This window comes from Rhizobium sp. M10 (assembly GCF_002531955.1).
Taxonomy (GTDB): Bacteria; Pseudomonadota; Alphaproteobacteria; order Rhizobiales; family Rhizobiaceae; genus Rhizobium; species Rhizobium etli_C.
Window position 1 is genome coordinate 75673 of record NZ_NWTA01000013.1, and the last position, 19855, is coordinate 95527.

The 19855-nt window shown below is 62.5% G+C and carries 15 protein-coding genes; 8 read left to right on the forward strand and 7 right to left on the reverse strand.

Going from position 1 to position 19855, the window contains the following annotated elements:
• Window positions 1–24: 24 nt before the first annotated feature.
• Together repA and CO671_RS20980 are read right to left on the reverse strand one after the other, a co-directional pair.
• Window positions 25–1239 (reverse strand): plasmid partitioning protein RepA, encoded by a 1215-nt coding sequence (gene repA, locus CO671_RS20975; RefSeq protein WP_064685227.1) that lies wholly within the window; start codon window positions 1237–1239, stop codon window positions 25–27.
• 388 nt (window positions 1240–1627) lie between these two features.
• Window positions 1628–2086, reverse strand: coding sequence for a helix-turn-helix transcriptional regulator (locus CO671_RS20980; protein WP_010026179.1), 459 nt, complete (start codon window positions 2084–2086; stop codon window positions 1628–1630).
• 350 nt (window positions 2087–2436) lie between these two features.
• Here CO671_RS20980 and CO671_RS20985 point away from each other — a divergent pair, with 350 nt between their 5' ends.
• The 5 genes from CO671_RS20985 to scpA all read left to right on the forward strand — a co-directional run bounded on the left by CO671_RS20985 (window position 2437) and on the right by scpA (window position 8902).
• Window positions 2437–3639: an MFS transporter gene (locus CO671_RS20985; protein WP_097607544.1), complete on the forward strand. Its 1203-nt coding sequence runs from the start codon at window positions 2437–2439 to the stop codon at window positions 3637–3639.
• A 342-nt stretch (window positions 3640–3981) separates the two neighbouring features.
• Window positions 3982–4821 (forward strand): MetQ/NlpA family lipoprotein, encoded by an 840-nt coding sequence (locus tag CO671_RS20990; protein ID WP_097607545.1) that lies wholly within the window; start codon window positions 3982–3984, stop codon window positions 4819–4821.
• 90 nt (window positions 4822–4911) lie between these two features.
• The gene (locus tag CO671_RS20995) at window positions 4912–6000 is read left to right on the forward strand and encodes a methionine ABC transporter ATP-binding protein (RefSeq protein WP_097607546.1); all 1089 of its coding nucleotides are present in this window, start codon (window positions 4912–4914) and stop codon (window positions 5998–6000) included.
• Window positions 5981–6634 carry a methionine ABC transporter permease gene (locus tag CO671_RS21000; protein WP_097607547.1) on the forward strand — a complete coding sequence of 218 codons (654 nt, stop codon included), beginning with the start codon at window positions 5981–5983 and terminating at the stop codon, window positions 6632–6634. The genes CO671_RS20995 and CO671_RS21000 overlap by 20 nt, the downstream gene beginning before the upstream one ends.
• 129 nt (window positions 6635–6763) lie before the next feature.
• A complete protein-coding gene (gene scpA, locus CO671_RS21005; RefSeq protein WP_097607647.1) occupies window positions 6764–8902 on the forward strand; it encodes a methylmalonyl-CoA mutase in 2139 nt (712 codons plus the stop codon).
• On the opposite strand, the gene CO671_RS21010 is transcribed toward scpA, so the two are convergent.
• Complete coding sequence (locus CO671_RS21010; RefSeq protein WP_097607548.1) at window positions 8903–10063, reverse strand: fumarylacetoacetate hydrolase family protein; 1161 nt, start codon at window positions 10061–10063, stop codon at window positions 8903–8905. It lies immediately after the preceding gene.
• 366 nt (window positions 10064–10429) lie between these two features.
• Between CO671_RS21010 and CO671_RS21015 the strand changes: the two genes are divergently transcribed.
• Together CO671_RS21015 and CO671_RS21020 are read left to right on the forward strand one after the other, a co-directional pair.
• Window positions 10430–11440: a Gfo/Idh/MocA family oxidoreductase gene (locus tag CO671_RS21015; RefSeq protein ID WP_097607549.1), complete on the forward strand. Its 1011-nt coding sequence runs from the start codon at window positions 10430–10432 to the stop codon at window positions 11438–11440.
• A 10-nt stretch (window positions 11441–11450) separates the two neighbouring features.
• Window positions 11451–12545 carry a Gfo/Idh/MocA family oxidoreductase gene (locus CO671_RS21020; protein WP_097607550.1) on the forward strand — a complete coding sequence of 365 codons (1095 nt, stop codon included), beginning with the start codon at window positions 11451–11453 and terminating at the stop codon, window positions 12543–12545.
• A gap of 67 nt (window positions 12546–12612) precedes the next feature.
• Here the strand turns inward: CO671_RS21020 and CO671_RS21025 are convergent, their stop codons facing one another.
• Window positions 12613–13122: a GNAT family N-acetyltransferase gene (locus CO671_RS21025; protein WP_097607551.1), complete on the reverse strand. Its 510-nt coding sequence runs from the start codon at window positions 13120–13122 to the stop codon at window positions 12613–12615.
• A gap of 155 nt (window positions 13123–13277) precedes the next feature.
• Here CO671_RS21025 and CO671_RS21030 point away from each other — a divergent pair, with 155 nt between their 5' ends.
• Entirely contained in the window at window positions 13278–13673 is a 396-nt protein-coding gene (locus CO671_RS21030) for a VOC family protein (protein ID WP_097607552.1), read from the forward strand.
• A 177-nt stretch (window positions 13674–13850) separates the two neighbouring features.
• Here CO671_RS21030 and atzF read toward each other — a convergent pair whose 3' ends face one another.
• From atzF to CO671_RS21045, 3 genes are read right to left on the reverse strand one after another with little or no spacing between them, the layout of a single operon-like run.
• A complete protein-coding gene (gene atzF / locus CO671_RS21035; protein ID WP_097607553.1) occupies window positions 13851–15656 on the reverse strand; it encodes an allophanate hydrolase in 1806 nt (601 codons plus the stop codon).
• Between the two features lies 1 nt (window position 15657).
• On the reverse strand, window positions 15658–19197 hold the full coding sequence (gene uca, locus CO671_RS21040) for an urea carboxylase (protein WP_097607554.1): 3540 nt from the start codon (window positions 19195–19197) through the stop codon (window positions 15658–15660).
• A 3-nt stretch (window positions 19198–19200) separates the two neighbouring features.
• Entirely contained in the window at window positions 19201–19851 is a 651-nt protein-coding gene (locus tag CO671_RS21045; RefSeq protein ID WP_097607648.1) for an urea amidolyase associated protein UAAP2, read from the reverse strand.
• Window positions 19852–19855 lie beyond the last annotated feature (4 nt).

A 19855-nucleotide genomic window follows, 5' to 3' on the forward strand; every position in this document is an offset into this window, starting at 1 on the left:
GGTTTACCGCAGTAAACTTCCTGGTCATTTCCGCCCCCACGCCTTGTGGATCAGATCGACAATTTCGGTGTTGACCGCATCCATTGCCTCCATGGCGCGGTCATAGGTCGCCCGGGTAAACTGACTTCGCTCGACCTCGTAAAGTGTCTGGTTGGTCATCGCCGCATCTGAAATCGCCACGCTGCGCAACATCGGATTGGTGAGCACGTGGTTTTTGAACATCGACCGCATGAACGCGACCATCTGTGTCTGCGGCCCATCCTGCGGATCGTAGCGGGTCACGAGATAACGCAGCCAGTCGAGGTTCATGTTGCCGCCGGCGCCCTTCAGCGTGTTCAGCACTTCGCCAAGCATCTGCAGGAACTGGCACATCGACATGACATCGAGCATCTGCGGATGAACGGTGATCAGGACCGCCGTCGCGCCGCAAATGGCGCTCATGGTCAAAAAGCCGAGCTGGGGAGGGCAGTCGATGATGACGACGTCGTAGTCGTCGGCGACCGAAGAAAGCGCTTCGTCCAGCCGGGCGAAGAACACGCGTCCATAGTCGCCTGCCTTGCCCTGAGCGAGGACCCGCGGCGTGTCATGCTCGAATTCCATCAGCTCGAGGTTGCCCGGCACCAAATGAAGGTTCGGGAAATTGGTCGGGCGGATCACGTCCCGCAACGGCCTCCGCCGATCATCGTAGCGAATGGCGGCGTAGAGCGTCTCGTTCTCGTTGACGTCGAACTCCGGCTGAAAGCCGTGAATGGCCGAGAGGGACGCCTGCGGGTCGAGATCGACGGCAAGGACGCGGTGACCCGTCAGGGCAAGGTGCTGGGCAAGATGCGCCGCACTTGTCGTCTTGCCGCTGCCGCCCTTGAAGTTGACAACGGCGACGACCTGCAGATGTTCGTGGCCGCGGCGATGGCGCACGTAATGTGTTCCGGCGCGCGCATTGTGCTCGAGGAAGGCGCGCATCTCTTCCATCTGTTCCGCCGTGTAGGACCGACGGCCCGACGGCGTAACCTGGGGGAGGGCGCCCTTGCCCTCCAGCGACAGATTGCGAAGATAGCCGCTGGTCACGCCGAGAAACCGCGCCACTTCGGCAAGCTGAAATTCCCGGAGCCCCTTCAGTGCGCGCGGCGGAAACATTTCGAGCCGATGCTGCTTCAGCTTGTCGGATAGTTCCTGCGCCTGACCGATGATCAGTTGGTCGACATCGGAAATTGCTTTTTCTATCTGCGGTGCCATATTCATGGAAATCTCGAAAATGCGATTTAAAAGCTCTACGTGCTTTGAAACCGCATTTAGCGCCGATTCTGGAGGAGTGGCAAGGCAAATAGGGTTAACAAGACCCTATCAAGAGGTTGTCCAATCTTTTTCAAGCACTTGCCCAAGCGCGCGTGTCGCTGGCGGGTGCGGCAATCGCGCATTCACAGGCCGAATCGGACGAGACCAAGCTGCAACAACGGCATTGTAGCGGAATCGCATATCGAGCATACGAACCCTTTGACACAAGCCCGCGGCCGCAAGCCCGGCGCCGTCGGCGACGATTGAGCGCCGCGTGCCGGCAGCAAGACGTGACGAGGTCGGTCAGCCGCAGCGTGGCAAATGACGCAGATCTGAACTCACACGAAAAGTCCGGTTACTCCCCGAGCGGACGGGAGCTATCTGCAACGGAGGCCGCCGCGGTCAGACCACGGCTTTCTGCCTGCCCCATCGCCGTGACCAGTGCGATGATCGATTCACGAATCTCGGGATCGGCGATCTTCAGAAAGGCGCGATTGAGCACCAGTCCCTCTTTGGTTCGCAGGAATTCGGCAACCGGATCGGCATGGTCCGGTCCATCCAACCCCCGCACCGCCAACGGCTGGGAGTCGCCCTGCTCGAAAAAGAAGCTCGGTGAGGTGTGAAGCACCTCGGCGATCCGCTGCAAACGACTCGCGCCGATGCGGTTGATGCCCTTTTCATATTTCTGAACCTGCTGAAAGGTCACGCCGATCTGCTCGGCAAGCCGCTCCTGGCTCATTCCGAGCAGCTGCCGGCGCGTTCTGATGCGCGCTCCGACATAGCTGTCTATGGCATTCGGTGTCTTGACATTCATCGCGTATTGTCAGCCTCGATCGCATTTCAATCGGCGCAGCTGTAGTGCCCCTCTGAGCGGTTTTCCATGGTTGTTTTCACATAGCATACCACATATGCGACGATCCCGGCTGACTGTGGTATGAAAACCCCCATCGAAAAGACGGGCGAGCGCATGAACTCGCTCGACGGAAGGCAAATCGAACAAAAGCCGTACCAATCCCGGAGAAACCGGGCTGGCGATTGCTGCCAGGCGTGGGTTAAATGCTTCTCAGCGACCGTCGCTCGACAGTCTTGCCAGCCCCGATCGCCGCAAATCCATCGAAAACGACGCAGCACGGCAACTCATCGTGCCCGTTCAGGAGAATATTGATGGCAACCGTTGCCGAAGGCGCGCCCCGTTTCGAAAAAACGACGATGTCTATTCTGATGGCGGTCAGCTTCTGCCATATGCTGAACGACATCATGCAGTCGCTGCTCGCCTCGCTCTATCCGCTGTTCAAGGCGAATTACGATCTGGATTTCGTGCAGATCGGCCTTCTTACCATGACATTTCAGGTTACCGCCTCTCTGCTGCAGCCGGCGGTCGGTATCGTCACCGATCGCTGGCCGATGCCCTATTCTCTGCCGGTCGGCATGGCGAGCACCTTTTGCGGCCTTATTCTGCTCGGCAACGCCGGCAGTTTCGCACTGCTGCTGGTGGCAGCAAGCCTGATCGGCTTCGGTTCGGCGGTCTTCCACCCGGAATCCTCGCGTGTTGCCCGTCTTGCCTCCGGCGGTCGTCACGGTTTTGCGCAGTCCTTTTTCCAGGTCGGTGGCAATGCCGGCCAGGCGATCGGTCCGCTGCTCGCCGCCTTCATCGTGCTGCCCCTCGGCCAGCACAGCGTCTCCTGGTTTGCCGCCATCGCCATGGTCGGCATGATCGTGCTGAGTTGGGTGGGCAACTGGTACATGAGCCATAGGCGCCAGAACGCCAGCAGGCCGGCCGTCAGTCGAACGCTGCCGCTGCCGCAGAACAGGGTCGTCTGGGCGCTGCTGATCCTCGTGCTGCTGACGGCAACGAAGAATGTCTATATGGCGAGCGTTTCCAGCTACTTCACCTTCTATGTCATCGACAAATTCGAACTCAGCGTGCAGCAGGCGCAGCTGATGCTCTTCCTGTTCCTCGGCTCGGTTGCCGTCGGCACTTTCCTCGGTGGACCGATCGGCGATCGCTTCGGTGCCCGTTTCGTCATCTGGTTTTCGATCCTCGGCGTCATTCCCTTCGCATTGCTGCTGCCCTATGCGAATCTTCTCTGGACGGGCGTGCTCAGCGTCGTCATCGGCCTGATCTTCGCGTCGGCATTTTCGGCGATCGTCGTCTTTGCTCAGGAGCTGGTGCCCGGCCGCGTCGGCCTGATTGCCGGCGTCTTCTTCGGCTTCGCGTTCGGGGCAGGGGGGCTTGGTGCGGCGCTGCTCGGTGATTTTGCCGATACGCATGGCATCGACTTCGTCTACCGCATCTGCTCCTACCTGCCGCTGCTCGGCCTGCTGACGATCTTCCTGCCGCGTATCCCGAAGCAGAAACCGGCCTGAGGCTAGGTCCGCAACCAATGCGAAGATTTCCTCCGCATCTGGACGGGGAGGATTGGCATGGCTTTACCCTGATGTCGCCCCACACTTGGACAGGCGCTACGCCATCACGATCTCGGCGACCGCGCCCCTCAAGCGCCGCCTTCATCCTTTAGGACATGCTTAAGGGCCGCAATTAATCCATAAATTTGATGGAAATTTATCCTGCCGATATTGAAGGCAGGGCAAGAGTTTTTCAGGCTCTTCTTTCACATCAGACTTTCGTGCTTCGCCCCTGATCCGCGCATTTGCCATGCTCAGCCTGCTCGGGGCGTTCGGCCTCATTCAGTCAGACGGGATGTAATAATGACCAACAACAAAAAACTTCACGGAATACAGCTTTCGCGCCGGGCGGTTCTTACCGCCGCCGCCGTTTCCGCTGCCGCGCTTTTTACCTTTGCAGCACCCGCTCCCTCCTTCGCCGAGGACAAGTCGATCAAGGTCGGCATCATGGCTGGCGAAGAGGAGGACATCTGGCGTGTCGTCACGAGTGAGGCGGCCAAGAAAGGCCTCAAGATCGAGACCGTCGTCTTCAACGACTACACGCAGCCGAACGAAGCTCTGGAGCAGGGCGAGATCGACGCCAACGCCTTCCAGCATCAGCCCTATCTCGATAACCAGATCCAGCAGCACGGATATCATATCGTCCGCGCCGGCTATACCGGGGTCTGGCCGATCGGCCTCTACAGCAAGAAATACAAGTCCGTCGCCGAAATCCCGGAAGGGGCCGTCATCGGCGTCCCGAACGATCCCTCGAATGAAGGCCGGGCGTTGCGCGTTCTTCAGAGCGAAGGCCTGATCAAGCTGAAGGACGGCACGGGCATTCTTGCAACGGTCGCCGACGTCAGCGACAATCCGAAGAAGATCGAGATCAAAGAACTCGATGCCGGCATCGTCGGCCGTTCGATCGATGATCTCGATGCCGGTGTGGTCAATACCGATTGGGCTTTGAAGAGCGGCCTTTCTCCGGCCGAACGTATCGCGCAGGAGCCGGTCGCCGATAATCCGTACCGCAATTTCATCGCCGTCAAGGACGAGAACAAGGATGCGGACTGGGTCAAGACGCTTGTATCGTCTTATCAGAACGACACCGTCAAGGCCGAATTCGACAAGGTCTATAAGGGCACCGGTCTCAGCGCCTATTGATCCGAAACTCGGCCGGGGTTAAGGCCTGCCGAAAGGCGGTCCGGGCGTTCCTTGCCGGGACCGCCTTTGGCGTTTTTAAGGAAAAAGCAGATGAATTCCTTTGTTTCCGCCACGACAATCGAGCCGCAGCCGCAAGCTGCAGCGGCCGAAGAAGTGGTGAGACTTGTCGACGTGAAGCGGCGGTTCGGAGCCACGGCGGCACTCGACGGTATTTCGCTGAGCGTGAAGAGGGGCGAGATCCTCGGCATCATCGGCCGCAGCGGCGCCGGCAAGTCGACGCTGATCCGCTGCCTGAACGGCCTGGAGCGCGCCGACAGCGGCGAGATCCGTATTGAAGGCCGCGATATCACCGGGCTTCAAGAACAGGAACTGCAGCCGCTGCGCCGCCGCATCGGCATGATCTTCCAACACTTCAACCTGCTTTCCGCCAAGACCGTCGAAGACAATGTCGCCCTGCCGCTGAAGATCGAAGGCGTTGCCAAGGCCGAGCGCCTGCGGCGGGCGCGTGAGCTGCTTGAGCTCGTCGGTCTCGCCGACAAGGCGAAGGCCTATCCCGCCTCGCTCTCCGGCGGCCAGAAACAACGCGTCGGCATCGCCCGCGCGCTCGCGGCACGCCCGGCGCTGCTGCTGTCCGACGAGGCGACATCGGCGCTGGATCCCGAGACGACCCGGTCGATCCTGTCCTTGCTCAAAGACATCAACCGCAAACTCGGCCTGACCATTCTGCTGATCACACATGAGATGGAAGTGGTGCGCGGCATTGCCGATCGCGTCGCGGTCATCGATGCCGGGCGGATCGTCGAGGAGGGCCAAGTCTGGTCGGTCTTTGCCGATCCGCAGCAAGCGATCACCCGGAGCCTGCTCGGCGGCATCCGCCCACAGCTTCCCGATCATATTGCCGGCCGGCTGTCTGCGACATCTGGCAGCGAGGCGATCCTCAGCGTCGATCTGGCCGGGCCTGAAGCGCAAGGCGCGCTGTTTGCCGAGCTGTCGGCGGCGCTGCCGCATTCCTTCCGCCTCGTCCATGGCGGCATCGACCATATCCAGAACCAGCCGGTGGCGCGGTTCTTCATCGCCGTTCCCATGCGCGACCCCGCGCTTGCCGGCAAGGTCGAACAATTTCTGACGGCCCAGTCCGCCCGGGTGGAGGTGCTTGGTTATGACGCCGATCATGTTTGAACTGCTGATCCGCTCGCTTTGGGAGACGGTCCTGATGACCGTCGCCTCCGGCGTGATCTCGCTCGTCGCCGGTCTGCCGCTCGGCCTTGCCCTCGTCGTCACGACACGCGGCGGCATTGCTGAAAATCTCTGGATCAACCGTGTGCTCGGCGCTGTGATCAACGGCTTCCGTTCGGTGCCCTTCATCATCCTGCTGGTGGCGCTGATCCCGCTGACGCGACTGATCGTCGGCACGGCGCTTGGCACATGGGCGGCCATCGTGCCGCTCGCCATCGCCGCCACGCCCTATTACGCCCGCATCGCCGAAGTGTCGCTGCGCGAGGTCGACCGCGGCCTGATCGATGCGGTGCGCGCCATGGGCGGTAATCGCTGGACCATCGTGCGCGAAGTGCTGGTGCCCGAAGCGCTGCCCGGCATCGTCGCCGGCTTCACCGTCACGCTGGTGACGCTGATCGGCGCCTCGGCCATGGCGGGCGCGATCGGCGCCGGCGGCCTCGGCGACCTCGCCATTCGCTACGGCTACCAGCGCTTCGAGACCAATGTGATGATCGCGGTCGTCGCCGTCCTCATCGTCCTCGTCTGCGGCATCCAGTGGCTCGGCGACCGGCTGGTCGCCAAGCTTGACCACAAATAGGTCGGCCCCGCAAAATCGTGGCGGATGGGTGGCAGGCGATCGATGCTTTGCTGCGTTCCACGTCCTAAGGCTTTATCGCATTGCGCGCCTATGAAATGATAAGGTGCAATGAAAGAGCCGGAGGAAGGCATGACGAAGAAGACGCTGTCGGATTGGGCGGAGCTTGCGCAGAAGGAGCTGCGTGCTTCGCCGGAAACGCTGACCTGGCAGACGCCGGAAGGCATTGCCGTCAAGCCGCTCTATACGGCCGAGGATCTCGAAGGCGCCGCGCATCTCGGCTCGCTTCCCGGTTTTTCGCCGTTTACCCGCGGCCCGCGCGCCACGATGTATGCCGGCCGGCCATGGACAATCCGTCAATATGCCGGCTTCTCGACGGCAGAAGAATCGAACGCCTTCTACCGCCGCAATCTGGCCGCCGGCCAGAAGGGCCTGTCGGTCGCCTTCGACCTCGCCACCCATCGCGGTTATGACAGCGATCATCCCCGCGTCGAAGGCGATGTCGGCAAGGCGGGTGTGGCGATCGACAGCGTCGAGGACATGAAGATCCTGTTCGACGGCATTCCGCTTGGGGAAATGTCCGTGTCGATGACGATGAACGGCGCCGTCATCCCGATCCTCGCCTCCTTTATCGTCGCCGGCGAGGAGCAGGGGGTGCCGAGGGCCGACCTTTCAGGCACCATCCAGAATGATATCCTCAAGGAGTTCATGGTCCGCAACACCTATATCTATCCGCCGGAACCTTCGATGCGGATCGTTGCCGACATCATCGAATATACGGCAAGGGAGATGCCGAAATTCAACTCGATCTCGATCTCCGGCTATCACATGCAGGAGGCCGGTGCGACGCTGGTGCAGGAGCTCGCCTTCACACTGGCCGATGGCCGCGAATATGTCAGGGCGGCGATCGCCAAGGGCCTCAACGTCGATGATTTCGCCGGACGGCTCTCCTTCTTCTTCGCGATCGGCATGAACTTCTTCATGGAGGCGGCGAAGCTGCGCGCCGCCCGGCTGCTCTGGAGCCGGATCATGGAGGAGTTCGAGCCGAAGAAGGCGTCCTCGCTGATGCTACGCACCCATTGCCAGACCTCCGGCGTCTCACTGCAGGAGCAGGATCCCTATAACAACATCATTCGCACCGCCTTCGAGGCGATGTCGGCCGTGCTCGGCGGCACGCAATCGCTGCACACCAATTCCTTCGACGAGGCGATCGCGCTGCCGACGGAATTTTCCGCCCGCATCGCCCGCAACACCCAGCTCATCCTGAGCCACGAAACCGGCGTCACCAAGGTCGTCGACCCACTGGCAGGCTCCTATTACGTCGAGAGCCTGACGAAGGAGCTTGCCGACAAGGCCTGGGCGCTGATCGAGGAGGTGGAAGCACTCGGCGGCATGACGAAAGCCGTCAATGACGGCCTGCCGAAGCGGCTGATCGAGGAGGCGGCGGCGCGCCGTCAGGCGGCCGTCGACAAGGGCGAGGAGGTCATCGTCGGCGTTAACCGCTACAGGCTCGACAACGAACAGCCGATCGACATTCTGGAGATCGACAACAGCGCGGTCCGCACCGCGCAGATCAAACGGCTTGAGGAAACCAAGCGACGCCGCGATGGCAACGCCGTACGCGAAACACTGGCCGCCCTGGCGGATGTCGCACGCAACGGTCGCGGCAACCTGCTCGAAGCCGCGATCGAGGCGGCGCGAGCCCGTGCCACCGTCGGCGAAATCTCCGATGCCATGCGCGCTGCCTTCGGCGACCATGCCGCAACGCCCGAGGTCATCACCGGCGTCTATGGCGAGGCCTATGACAACGAGCCGGAACTCGCGGTGCTGAAGACCCGCATGGCGGAGGTCACGGAAACGATGGGGCAGCGGCCGAAGATCATGGTCGCCAAGCTCGGCCAGGATGGGCATGACCGCGGCGCCAAGGTGATCGCCTCAGCTTTCGGCGATATCGGCTTCGATGTGCTCGCCGGTCCGCTTTTCCAGACGCCTGACGAGGCCGTCGAAATGGCGCTTGGCGAAAAGGTCAATGTCGTCGGCGTCTCGTCCTTAGCGGCAGGCCATAGGACGCTGCTGCCGCAGCTGATCGACAGGCTGAGAGCACAGGGCGGTGACGATATCATCGTCGTCTGCGGCGGCGTCATCCCGCGGCAGGACTATGAGTTCCTGCACGAACACGGCGTCGCGGCAGTGTTCGGTCCGGGCACCAACGTCCTCGAGGCGGCAAACTCCGTGCTCGACCTGCTGCAGGGCAGGCGGCGGAATCAGTAGTCACAGCAATCCGCGCTTCGCCAGGTTGCTCATCAGCGCCGAAATGCCGAAGGTCCAGGGCGGGCATTCGGTGGAGAGGCGTACGGTGTTGACGAGGGCGCCGAGCCCCGCCGAGGAAATCTCGACGACATCGCCGATCTTGTGGGTGAACCCCTGCTTCGGCGCGTCGCGATCCTGGGTCGGGGCAAACAGCGTGCCGAGAAAGAGCATGAACCCGTCGGGATACTGATGATGGGGGCCAAGCGTCTGTTTGACGAGATCGGCCGGATCGCGGCTGATCTGCGACATTGAACTTTTGCCGTTGAGCACGAAGCCATCGCGGCCGGTGACCTTGAGGTCGAGTTCCGCCCTGCGCACGTCATCCAGCCCGTAACCGGCATCGAACAGGCGGATGAAGGGACCGATCGCGCAGGAAGCGTTGTTGTCCTTGGCCTTGCCGAGCAAGAGCGCCGAACGGCCTTCGACGTCACGCAGATTGACGTCATTGCCGAGTGCGGCCCCCTTGATCTCGCCGCGGCTATTAACCGCCAGCACGATTTCCGGCTCGGGATTGTTCCAGGTCGAGATCGGATGCAGGCCGACATCCGCACCCCAGCCGACCGAGGACAGCACCGGCGCCTTGGTGAAGACCTCGGCGTCGGGACCGATGCCGACCTCGAGATATTGCGACCACATGCCCTCGTCGATCAGGGCCTGCTTGACCTTGGCGGCCTCCGGCGAACCGGCCTTGAGATTGGTGAGACTGCCGCCGATCAGCGTGCTGACGCGCTCGCGGATCGCGGCGGCACGATCCGGATTGCCGGCCGCCTTCTCCTCGATGACGCGCTCGATCATCGACTGGGCGAAAGTGACGCCGCAGGCCTTGACCGCCTGCAGGTCGGCGGGCGCCAGCAGATGGGGACGCGCCTTATCCGGCGTTCCCATACTGTTGCCGGCGACGTCCTCCAAGGAACCGACCGCCTTGCCCTTTGCGGCGCGGACGAAGCCGGCAGCATCCTGTTTTTCAAGCAGGGCGCTTAGCGTCGGCGCGTCGCGCGAGGTAATGTCGACCAGCATCCCCTCGCGAAGCGTTACGATGCTCGGGCCGGCAGCCTCGGGGCTCCAGATGCGGCCGACAAAAAGACCAGCCGAAGCAGCGGCATCGAGAAGGGGATGAGACATGGTGATCCTCCGTCACAGGCAAGCGGGGAGCGCTCTTTGAATATCTTCGAGGTCGTTGCCGCCCTCCAACCCGGCGGCGGCGGAAATCGATCACATTCACGCAGACGGGGCAAGACATGCTGGAGAAAAAGACTTTCGTCCAATCGGATCGAATGAGCGACTTGTCGGCAAAACGGCGCCGGAAGTCAGTAAATAACTATTTAGATACAAAATATCTATTTAATTTCAGATATTTACATGTATCGATACGCACTTTCAGCCTCGATCTCGCCTTGACAGGAGGCAAGTTTCGTTATCTGTTTTGCCCGACATGGAGGATGCCGGCGCCAGCCGGCGCTCAGAAAATCCCGGGAGGATATTGCAGCGATGTTGAGATTTGCCGTCGTCGGAATCGACCATGGGCATACATTCGATCATGTGAAGGGATTGCTTGCCGCTGGCGGCGAGTTCGTTGGCTATTGCCCGCAGACCTCGGTGCCGGCATTGCGCGAAGCCTTCGAGAAGACCTATCCCGATGCGCCGCAGATCGATCGGGAGAAGCTGTTCGACGATCCGTCGATCGATGTCATCTGCATTGCCGCGATCCCGCGCGATCGCGCCGGGCTTGCCATCCGGGCGATGAAAGCGGGCAAGGACGTGATGACCGATAAGCCTGGTGTGACGACCTTCGCCCAGCTCGAGGAGGTTAAGCGCACCGTTGCCGAAACCGGCAAGATTTTCTCGATCTGCTTTTCCGAGCGCCACTGCGTGCGCTCCGCGGTCAAGGCCGGCAAGCTCGTCGCCGACGGCGCGATCGGCAAGGTGATCCAGACGCTCGGCGTCGGCCCGCATCGGCTGCAGCTGCCGACCCGGCCGGATTGGTTCTTCGATCCGGAAGCCTTCGGCGGTATCATCGTCGACATCGCCTCGCATCAGGTCGACCAGTTCCTGTTCTATACCGGCTCGACCTCGGGCGAGGTCATCGCCAGCTCGATCGGCAATTTCGGCATGCCCGACAAGCCGGCCTTCCAGGATTTCGGCGAAGTGCTGCTGCGGTCCGACAGAGCGGCAGGTTATGTCCGCGTCGACTGGTTCACCCCGGAGGCGCTGCCGACCTGGGGCGACGGACGCCTCACCATCCTCGGCACCGAGGGTTATATCGAACTACGCAAATATATCGATATTGCCGGCCGGCCGGGCAAGGATCATCTCTTCCTCGTCAACGGCAAGGAGATGACCCATATCGATTGCAGCGGCGAGAAACTCGATTATTTCGATGCTTTCACCGCCGATGTCGCCAACCGCACGCAGACGGCGATGACGCAGGACCACGTGTTCGAAGTCTGCCGCCTTTCGCTCGAAGCCCAGACGAAAGCCGCGCGTATCGGCGCTCGCTGAGGAGGAAAACATGACCAGGAAATTGCGCGTCGGCGTCATCGGCGCAGGGATTGCCGCGCGGCATCTGACCGGCTTCGGCTGGAACAAAGATCTTTTCGACGTTCCCGTGCTCTGCTCGCTCGACGAGGACCGCGGCAAAGCGCTCTGCGAAGAGTTCGCCATCGCCGAATATACGCAGGACGCAGACTCGCTGTTTGCCCGCGACGATCTCGATATCATCGATATTTCGACGCCGCCGAGCTCGCATTTCGAGCTTTGCCGCAAGGGCATCGAATCCGGCAAGCACGTGATCTGCGAGAAGCCGCTTTTCGGCTCGATCGCCGAGGTCGACGAGATGGAGCGCATCCTCGCCCGCTTCCCCGGCAGGAAGCTGATGCCGATCTTTCAGTATCGTTACGGCTCCGGCCTGCAGAAGCTGAAGCTGCTGATCGAACGCGGCCTGGCCGGCAAGCCGTTCCTGACGACGATCGAGACCCATTGGTGGCGCGGCCCGGATTATTATGCCGTGCCGTGGCGCGGCAAATGGGCGACAGAGCTCGGCGGCGGCCTTCTCGGCCACGCGATCCACGCCCATGACATGCTGAATTACGTGCATGGCCCCTGTGCCGAGGTGTTTTCCTATGGCGCCACCCTGGTCAACCCGATCGAGGTCGAGGATACGGCAGCGCTTTCGGTGAAGATGCAGAACGGTTCTCTGGCGACGCTGTCGATGACGCTCGGCTCGCGCAAGGAGATCTCGCGGCTGCGTTTCTGCTTCAGCGATCTTGTCGCCGAAAGCATTCTCGAACCCTATACGATGGGCCGCGATCCCTGGGTCTTTACCGCCGGAACGGAGGAACATCAGGCGCGGATCGACGCGGCGCTGGCCGCTTACGTGCCCGGCGAGGACGGCTATACCCGCCAGTTCGAGCTCTTCCACACGGCGATCGTCGAGGGCAAGGACCCGCCGGTCACATTGCAGGACGCCCGCAATTCGCTGGAACTGGTGACGGCCGCCTATTTCTCGCAGCGCACCGGCAAGCCGACGCCGATGCCGATCGCCGCCGATCACCCGCTCTACCGCTCCTGGCTTCCGGAGGAACAGCGCGCGGCTGCCGGCCTGTGAGCAAAGCAGGGGAGGGGCGTTAAAAAAGGCTAGGGACGTGAGGCCTTCCGACGGGGCCTTCGAACGGTCAAACGGGGGATGCCGGACTGGGCTTGGCATCCACCTTGAAACGCTTCTTGACCCGATCGACGGGCGTTCCGTCCAACAGCGGGACCTCGACCAACCTGTCATAGGGCTCGAAGCCCATCTTTGCGTAATAAGCAAGACCGCCGACATTGTCGGCACGAATGGTCGCATTGATGAATTCGAGCCCGAGCTCTTCGGCTGCTGCCCGCGTCGCCGGAAAAAGGGCGCTGCCGACGCCGGAAATCCTCGGGCTCATACGGGCAAATGTCGCGATATCGGCATAACCCTTCGGCGGATCGCCGTACACGCTCAACGACTGAAAGCCGACAAGCGACCGATCATGCTCGGCGACATGGCAGACAAGGGGAAACTCGCCGTCGATGAACCAGTCTGCGAATTCCGCAGCCGTCAGCGGCATCTCGAGCGCGGTTGTTCCGCCGGCCCGGATGATCTCGTTCAGGAGACCGCACAGTTCCTCCGCGTCGGCAGGTAGCGCCCTTCGAATATGCATGACTTTGGTGGCCCCGTCTTTCAACGACAACCTAGTGGCGACATTGAGAGAGCGCAAGCGACCACCCGTCTGCAGCCCTCCAGCCATCCCGCTCATCCTTAAAATTCCAAGGCGCCGCCGAAATCCGTTCTCATCCACAAACGAAAGGAGCACCTATGCTGAAATCCTTCGAACATATCGGCATGACGGTCAGCGACATGGATCGTGCCATCGATTTTTACTGCGGCCTGCTCGGCCTGCGCCTGCACCTGCGCAAGACGATGGCCGACGGCTCTCAGATCGCCTTTCTCGATGCCGGCGGCGGCATGCTCGAAATCGTCGCGCCGGCCGGTGGTGCGGCAAGGGCGGTTGACGTTCCCGAGGGCACGGCAGGGCTGCGGCATCTGACCTTCCTGTTCGAAAGTGTCGATGAGACATTCGCCCGGCTGGAACAGGCCGACGTCGAGGTCAAGGAGCGGCCGCGGCTGGCGGTCAATGCCGAAGTTCTGCATAAGGTCGCCTTTCTGCGCGATCCCGACGGCATTCAGATCGAGCTCGCAGAGAAACGGTAAGCCGTCAGTGGCGGCCCGGCCTGCCGATCGCCTCGGTTCGCGCGACCAGCCCCTTCAGGAGAAGCGCGACGACAGCGCTGCGCGTCTGAAAAGGCGCCCAAAGAACGCTGCGTCGATTCCGAGTTAAGGAACGATGCAGACGCCGCGCAAACAACGCCGTCATTCTTCGCCGCATGCTCAACTCGCCAATTTGGCGCGAATATACGTTCGCCAGCCGCCGAGCGGCGTGATGTCCTCGGCGCCGCTCACCGCGTGTGCCTCGCAGAGAAAACCGGAAACGCTCGTGCCGTCGTCGAGCGCCACTTTTCCAATACCGAGCGGTGCCGGGATCTTTTGGACGAAAAACCCGAAAGCATCGGCAGGCATGGCCCAGACCTCAACCTCCAGGCCGGAACCCCTATAGCCGGGTTCGCGGATGAGACCCGGCTTCGGCGGCACCGTGCCCGGCAGCACGAAGAGACGATATTCGCCGGTCGTGCGGCAGGCCTTGACCAGCCGCGCGCCGGCGCCGGTCAGCTCATGATTGAGCGGCATGCCTGTCAGGTGCGCACCAACCACGACAATCTCGACGAAGTCATCATCAGCAGCCGCAACGCGGCTCGCCTCGGGGATCGCCGCTTGCCGGTCGATGCCCATGCCTGATGTCGCAGCCCGGTGCAGCGCATCGGCAAGTGGCGCCAGAGCATCGTCCGTGAAAGCAGGCGCGATCACGGTAATGCCGCCGGGCAAGCCGCCCTCCGCGAAGCCTGCCGGAACGGCGATCGCCGCGCAATCAAGCAGGTTGACAAAATTGGTATAGCGGCCGAGACGGCCGTTCAGCACGACGGGATCGGCGAGCATATCGGCGACCGTGTAGGTGGTCGGTGCAGTCGGCAGCAGAAGCACGTCGGCCTTTCCCCATTCGATTTCCGTCTTCCGGCGCAGTTCTTCCAGCCGATATCGGCCATTGAAGGCGTCGACCGCGGTGCTGCTCCCGGCGCCTTCGATGATCCCCCGTACTGTCGGGTCGAAATCGGCTGCGTTCGTCGCCAGGAAAGCCTCGACCGCCGCCAGGCGTTCGGCGACCCATGGGCCATCATAAAGGAGGGCGGCGGCCTCGCGGAAGGGCGTGTAATCGAAGGGGACAATGGTCGCGCCCAGTGTTCTCGCCCGCTCGATCGCCTGGTCGTAGAGTGCCTCCACCCCCTTGTCGCCGAAGAATTCCCGCTCCCCGGCGGTCAGGACGCCGATCCGCAACCCCGACACCGGCAGCTTCGCCGGCTCGGCCCGACGCGAGAAAGGATCGGCAGCGTCAAATCCCTCGGCGACCTTTCGGACCGCGACGCCGTCGCCGACGGTGGGGGCGAAGATTGTAATGCAGTCGACGCTCCTGCAGGCCGGAATAGTGCCGGTATTCGGGAGAAGCCCCGGCGTCGGCTTGATGCCGACCAGATTGTTGAAAGTGGCCGGCACGCGGCCGGAGCCCGCCGTATCTGTGCCGAGCGCGAAGGCGGCGAGGCCGGAGGCGACCGTGACCGCCGAGCCCGAGCTCGAGCCGCCGGATATATAGGCCGCATCGAAGACCGAACGTGGCGCCCCATAGGGCGAGCGCGTGCCATTGAGGCCGGTCGCGAACTGGTCGAGATTGGTTTTGCCGATCACGATGGCGCCGGCTGCCTTCAATCTGGCAACGACGGTGGAATCGACGTCCGGCCGATATTCATAGGCCGGGCAGGCGGCGGTCGTCGGCAGGCCGGCGGCATCGATATTGTCTTTCACCGCGAACGGCACGCCCCAGAGCGGCAGGCTGTTTGCCTCAGGCGCGCGCGCCATCAGCGCTTTGGCGGCAGAGCGTAACTCTTCATCCGGCACCGGGGTGATGAATATTGCCGGATCTTTCGAAGCGGCGCGGCGGGCGATCACCTCTTCGATGATGTCGAGCGGCGTCAGGCCGGATTGATAGGCGGCGCGAAGGCTTGAGAGATCGAGAATGGTCGGCAGCATGTCAGCATTCCTCCACGACGACGATAATATCGCCGGCTTTGACGTTTCTCCCCGGCCCGGCGCGCAGGTCGCGGACACGGCCTGCCGCATGGGCGGTGACATTGATTTCCATTTTCATCGATTCGATGATGGCAAGCGTGTCGCCGGCCGCAACCGGGGCGCCCGGTTCGACCAGCAATTTCCAGATATTGCCGGGCACAGCGCTGGCAACGCCGAAGCATCCGTCGGGAACATCCGCGGCCGTATTTTCGCCCGTGCCTTCATCGGCGACGAAGCTGTCGAGCCCGGCTTCCTTCCAGTGCTGACGCTCTACATCGAAGGCCGCCTGCTGCGTCGCCTTGAAGCGGCCGACGGATACTGCGTTCGCCTGCATGTCCTTGTCGTAGGCGGCATAGGAGAATTCGGTCTCTTCGATCCTGACAGGATAGCCGCCATGCGGGAAGGCCGCACGCGCCTCGGTCAGCTCCTGGTTGCTGACCGGAAAAAAACGGATCTGGTCGAAGAAGTTCAGGAGCCAGGGCTTGCCCCTGGCAAAGGCCGGCGTTTCCCGCCACGTGTTCCAGACCTGGATGGTGCGACCGAAGAGCTGATAGCCGCCCGGTCCTTCCATGCCGTAGATGCACATATAGGCCCCGCCGATACCGACCGCATTTTCCGGCGTCCAGGTGCGGGCGGGATTGTATTTTGTCGTGACGAGACGATGGCGCGGGTCAATCGGGGTCGCAACCGGAGCGCCGAGATAGACATCGCCGAGGCCCAGGACGAAGTAGCTCGCGTCGAAGACAATATTCCGGACGGCCTGTTCGTCGGGAAGACCGTTGATGCGGCGAATGAACTCGATGTTATCGGGGCACCAGGGCGCATTAGGGCGGACGAGTTCCTGATACTTGCGCATGGCAAGCGCCGCATCCGGATCGTTCCACGACAGCGGCAGATGCACGATACGGCTCGGCACCTTGACATCCTGTGCCGCCGGCAGCGTGGTCTCGATCTCAGAGAGTAGCCCGAGCAGGCGCCGGCGCGTCAGCTGCGTGCCGTCATAATGGATCTGCAGCGAGCGGATGCCCGGCGTGAGGTCGACGATCCCGGGCAAGCGGGCCTCGGCGACAGCCTGCATCAGCAGATGAACCCGCAGGCGGAGCGCGATGTCGAGCGTCATCGGCCCATATTCGACGAGCAGGTTGTCGTCGCCCTGGCGGCGATAAACGACCGAAACCGGGCCGTCCTCGCTGACGCCGACGATCGGCGAACCCGTCTCTTCCGCGGCCCGCCGCACCGCCGGGCCGGCGATCGGGTCTTCCGGCCGGGCCACGGCATGAAAACGGATACGGTCGCCGGGCTTGAACTGCCCCATCTTCCATTGCTCGTCACGCGCGATCACGGCCGGGCAGACGAAACCGCCAAGGCTCGGACCGTCGGGCCCGAGAATGATCGGCATATCGCCGGTGAAATCGATCGCGCCGATCGCATAGGCATTGTCATGCAGGTTGGAGGGGTGAAGCCCCGCCTCGCCACCGTCGCGGCGTGCCCAAAGCAGGGCGGGGCCGATGAGGCGCACACCGGTGCGGGCGCTGTTGAAATGCACCTCGTAAGCTGCGGAGAACAGCGTCTCGATATCGCTATTCTGAAAGAAATCCGGTGCGCCATGCGGACCGTAGACGACGCCGACATCCCATTCTCGGGACAAGGCGGCCGGCTCGGATGCAGGTTTGGCCGGTTGCACCGGCGCCTGCCGGGCGAAATGCAGCACATGCCCCGTCTTCAGCGTGCCGGTGGCGTTGCCGCCGAATTGGCCAAGGCCGAAAGTCGCCCGCGAGCCGAGCACGACGGGCGCGGCAAAACCGCCGGCAGCGGCAAGATAGGCGCGCTGCCCCGGTCCTTCGATCGCACCGACCGACAGCACCTGACCGGCCCGGATCAGGACCGGCTCGTCGTGGGGAAGCCTGATCCCATCGCACGTCATCGCCATCCGCGCCCCGGCAAGGGCGATCGTCTGGTCGGCATAAAATCGCAGCGTCGGACCGGAAACCGTCAGTTCCAGCGCGGCCGTCTCATCGGCATTGCTGACCAGCCGGTTGGCATGGCGGAAGGAGCGCTCGTCCATCGGCCCGCTCGGCGGCACGCCGACATGCCACAGGCCGAGCCGGCCCGGCAGCTCCTGAATGCTCGATTGCGCACCGGGTGCGATAACCTCGACGATATCCGGAACGAAGGCGAAGTCACGCAGCGCCGTCGTCGCCACCTTACCGCCGGCAAGCAGTTCGGAAGCGGCGATCGCCCGGAGATAATCGAGATTGGTTTCGATGCCTGAAATCGCTGTCGCGGCAAGCGCTGCCTTCAGCTTCTCGATCGCCGCCGGCCGATCCTCCGCCGCCACGATCAGCTTGGCAAGCATCGGGTCGTAGAAGGGTGTCACCTCGGTTCCCGTCTCGATCCAGCCGTCGACACGGGCATCGTTGGGAAAGACGACCTCGGTCAGCAGGCCGGCGCTCGGGCGGAAATCGGCATGCGGCATCTCGGCATAGATGCGCATTTCGATCGCCGCACCCTTCGGCGTCAGGTCGCTCGCGCCCGACAGCACGTCCTCGCCCGCCGCCTGCCGGATCATCCACTCGACGAGATCGATGCCGAAGACGGCTTCGGTGACGGGATGCTCGACCTGGAGGCGGGTATTGACCTCGAGGAAATAGAATTCCCCGCGCTGGGGATCATAGATGAATTCGACGGTGCCGGCCGATTCATAGGAGACCGAAGCTCCCAAATCGACCGCCGCCTTGTGCAGGCGCGCCCGTGTTTCCGCCGACAGACCAGGGGCAGGCGTTTCCTCGACGACCTTCTGGTTTCGCCTTTGCAGCGAGCAGTCGCGCTCTCCGAGCGCGATCACTGTGCCCTTGCCGTCGCCGAAGATCTGCACCTCGACATGGCGGGCTTCGGCAACGAAACGCTCGATGTAGACACGCGCATCGCCGAAGCTGGCGCGCGCCGTCCGCTGTACGCTTTCGAAAGAGGCCTTGAGACCGGCCGTATCGGCACAGAGCTGCATGCCGATACCGCCGCCGCCCGCCGTGCTTTTCAGCATGACGGGATAACCGACGGTCTCGGCGGCCAGGAGCGCCTCTTCGACACTTCGCAGCAGATCGGTGCCGGGCAGCAGCGGCACGCCGCTCGCTTTTGCCAATTCACGCGCAGTATGCTTCAGGCCGAAAGCCGACAGATGCTCCGGCCGCGGACCGATGAAGGCGATGCCTTCCGCGGCGAGCCGCTGGGCAAAGCCGATATTTTCCGAGAGGAAGCCGTAGCCCGGATGCACGGCCTCGGCACCGGTCGCCTTGCAGGCGGCGATGACGGCATCGACGTTGAGATAGCTTTCTCCAGCAGGCGCCGGGCCGAGGCGCACGGCTTCGTCGGTGAGCAGCGCCGGCTTCGAGAAGCGATCGGCATCGGAATAGACGGCAACCGAGGCGATGCCCATCCTCTTCAATGTCCGGATAACCCGGACGGCGATTTCGCCGCGATTGGCGATGAGAACCTTGGCGAACATCGATCAGTCCTCGCCGTCCCAGATCAGCACCCGGATCGGTGTCGGATCGAAGCCGTTGCAGGGATTGTTGATCTGCGGGCAGTTGGAGATGACGCAGAGCACGTCCATTTCAGCCACCAGTTCGACATAGTCGCCGGGCGCGGAAATGCCGTCGACGATGGTCATCTCGCCGTTCGGCTTGATCGGGACATTCATGAAAAAATTGATGTTCGGCACGATGTCGCGCTTGCTCATGCCGTGCCGGGTCACCTCGAGCACGAAATTGTCGCGGCAGGCATGCAGGTATTTCGTGCCATGGCCGAAGCGCACGGTGTTGCTCTCGCAGGAGCAGGCGCCGGCGGAGGTATCATGGCGGCCGCAGCTGTCGGCCGTCATGACAAGCATGACATTGCCCTCGTTCGAGACGATCTTCGTGCCGGCGCCGATATAGGCGCCACCCTGCGCCCGCATCGTGTCCTGGTTGGAATAGCGCTCGCCAAAATCATCGGCGCGATAAAACAGCGTGTCGATCGCCTGCTGGCCGTAGCTGTCTTCGATGCGGATCGTCTGACCCTTGCGCACGATGCCGGACCACGGCGCTTCCGCCGGGATGAAATGATCCTGCACGGCGTTTTCGAGGCTGCGTGAAGCTGACGTCTTGATGAAATCGGTCATCGTC

Excerpts from the sequence above, each read along its gene's own strand:
- CO671_RS20985 (WP_097607544.1), top strand. The coding sequence starts at position 2,437 with ATGGCAACCGTTGCCGAAGGCGCGCCCCGTTTCGAAAAAACGACGATG.
- CO671_RS21025 (WP_097607551.1), bottom strand. The coding sequence starts at position 13,122 with ATGCATATTCGAAGGGCGCTACCTGCCGACGCGGAGGAACTGTGCGGT.
- atzF (WP_097607553.1), bottom strand. The coding sequence starts at position 15,656 with ATGCTGCCGACCATTCTCGATCTCTCAAGCCTTCGCGCCGCCTATCAA.
- CO671_RS21000 (WP_097607547.1), top strand. The coding sequence starts at position 5,981 with ATGACGCCGATCATGTTTGAACTGCTGATCCGCTCGCTTTGGGAGACG.
- scpA (WP_097607647.1), top strand. The coding sequence starts at position 6,764 with ATGACGAAGAAGACGCTGTCGGATTGGGCGGAGCTTGCGCAGAAGGAG.
- uca (WP_097607554.1), bottom strand. The coding sequence starts at position 19,197 with ATGTTCGCCAAGGTTCTCATCGCCAATCGCGGCGAAATCGCCGTCCGG.
- CO671_RS20995 (WP_097607546.1), top strand. The coding sequence starts at position 4,912 with ATGAATTCCTTTGTTTCCGCCACGACAATCGAGCCGCAGCCGCAAGCT.
- CO671_RS21015 (WP_097607549.1), top strand. The coding sequence starts at position 10,430 with ATGTTGAGATTTGCCGTCGTCGGAATCGACCATGGGCATACATTCGAT.
- CO671_RS20990 (WP_097607545.1), top strand. The coding sequence starts at position 3,982 with ATGACCAACAACAAAAAACTTCACGGAATACAGCTTTCGCGCCGGGCG.
- CO671_RS21030 (WP_097607552.1), top strand. The coding sequence starts at position 13,278 with ATGCTGAAATCCTTCGAACATATCGGCATGACGGTCAGCGACATGGAT.
- CO671_RS21010 (WP_097607548.1), bottom strand. The coding sequence starts at position 10,063 with ATGTCTCATCCCCTTCTCGATGCCGCTGCTTCGGCTGGTCTTTTTGTC.
- CO671_RS20980 (WP_010026179.1), bottom strand. The coding sequence starts at position 2,086 with ATGAATGTCAAGACACCGAATGCCATAGACAGCTATGTCGGAGCGCGC.
- CO671_RS21020 (WP_097607550.1), top strand. The coding sequence starts at position 11,451 with ATGACCAGGAAATTGCGCGTCGGCGTCATCGGCGCAGGGATTGCCGCG.
- repA (WP_064685227.1), bottom strand. The coding sequence starts at position 1,239 with ATGAATATGGCACCGCAGATAGAAAAAGCAATTTCCGATGTCGACCAA.
- CO671_RS21045 (WP_097607648.1), bottom strand. The coding sequence starts at position 19,851 with ATGACCGATTTCATCAAGACGTCAGCTTCACGCAGCCTCGAAAACGCC.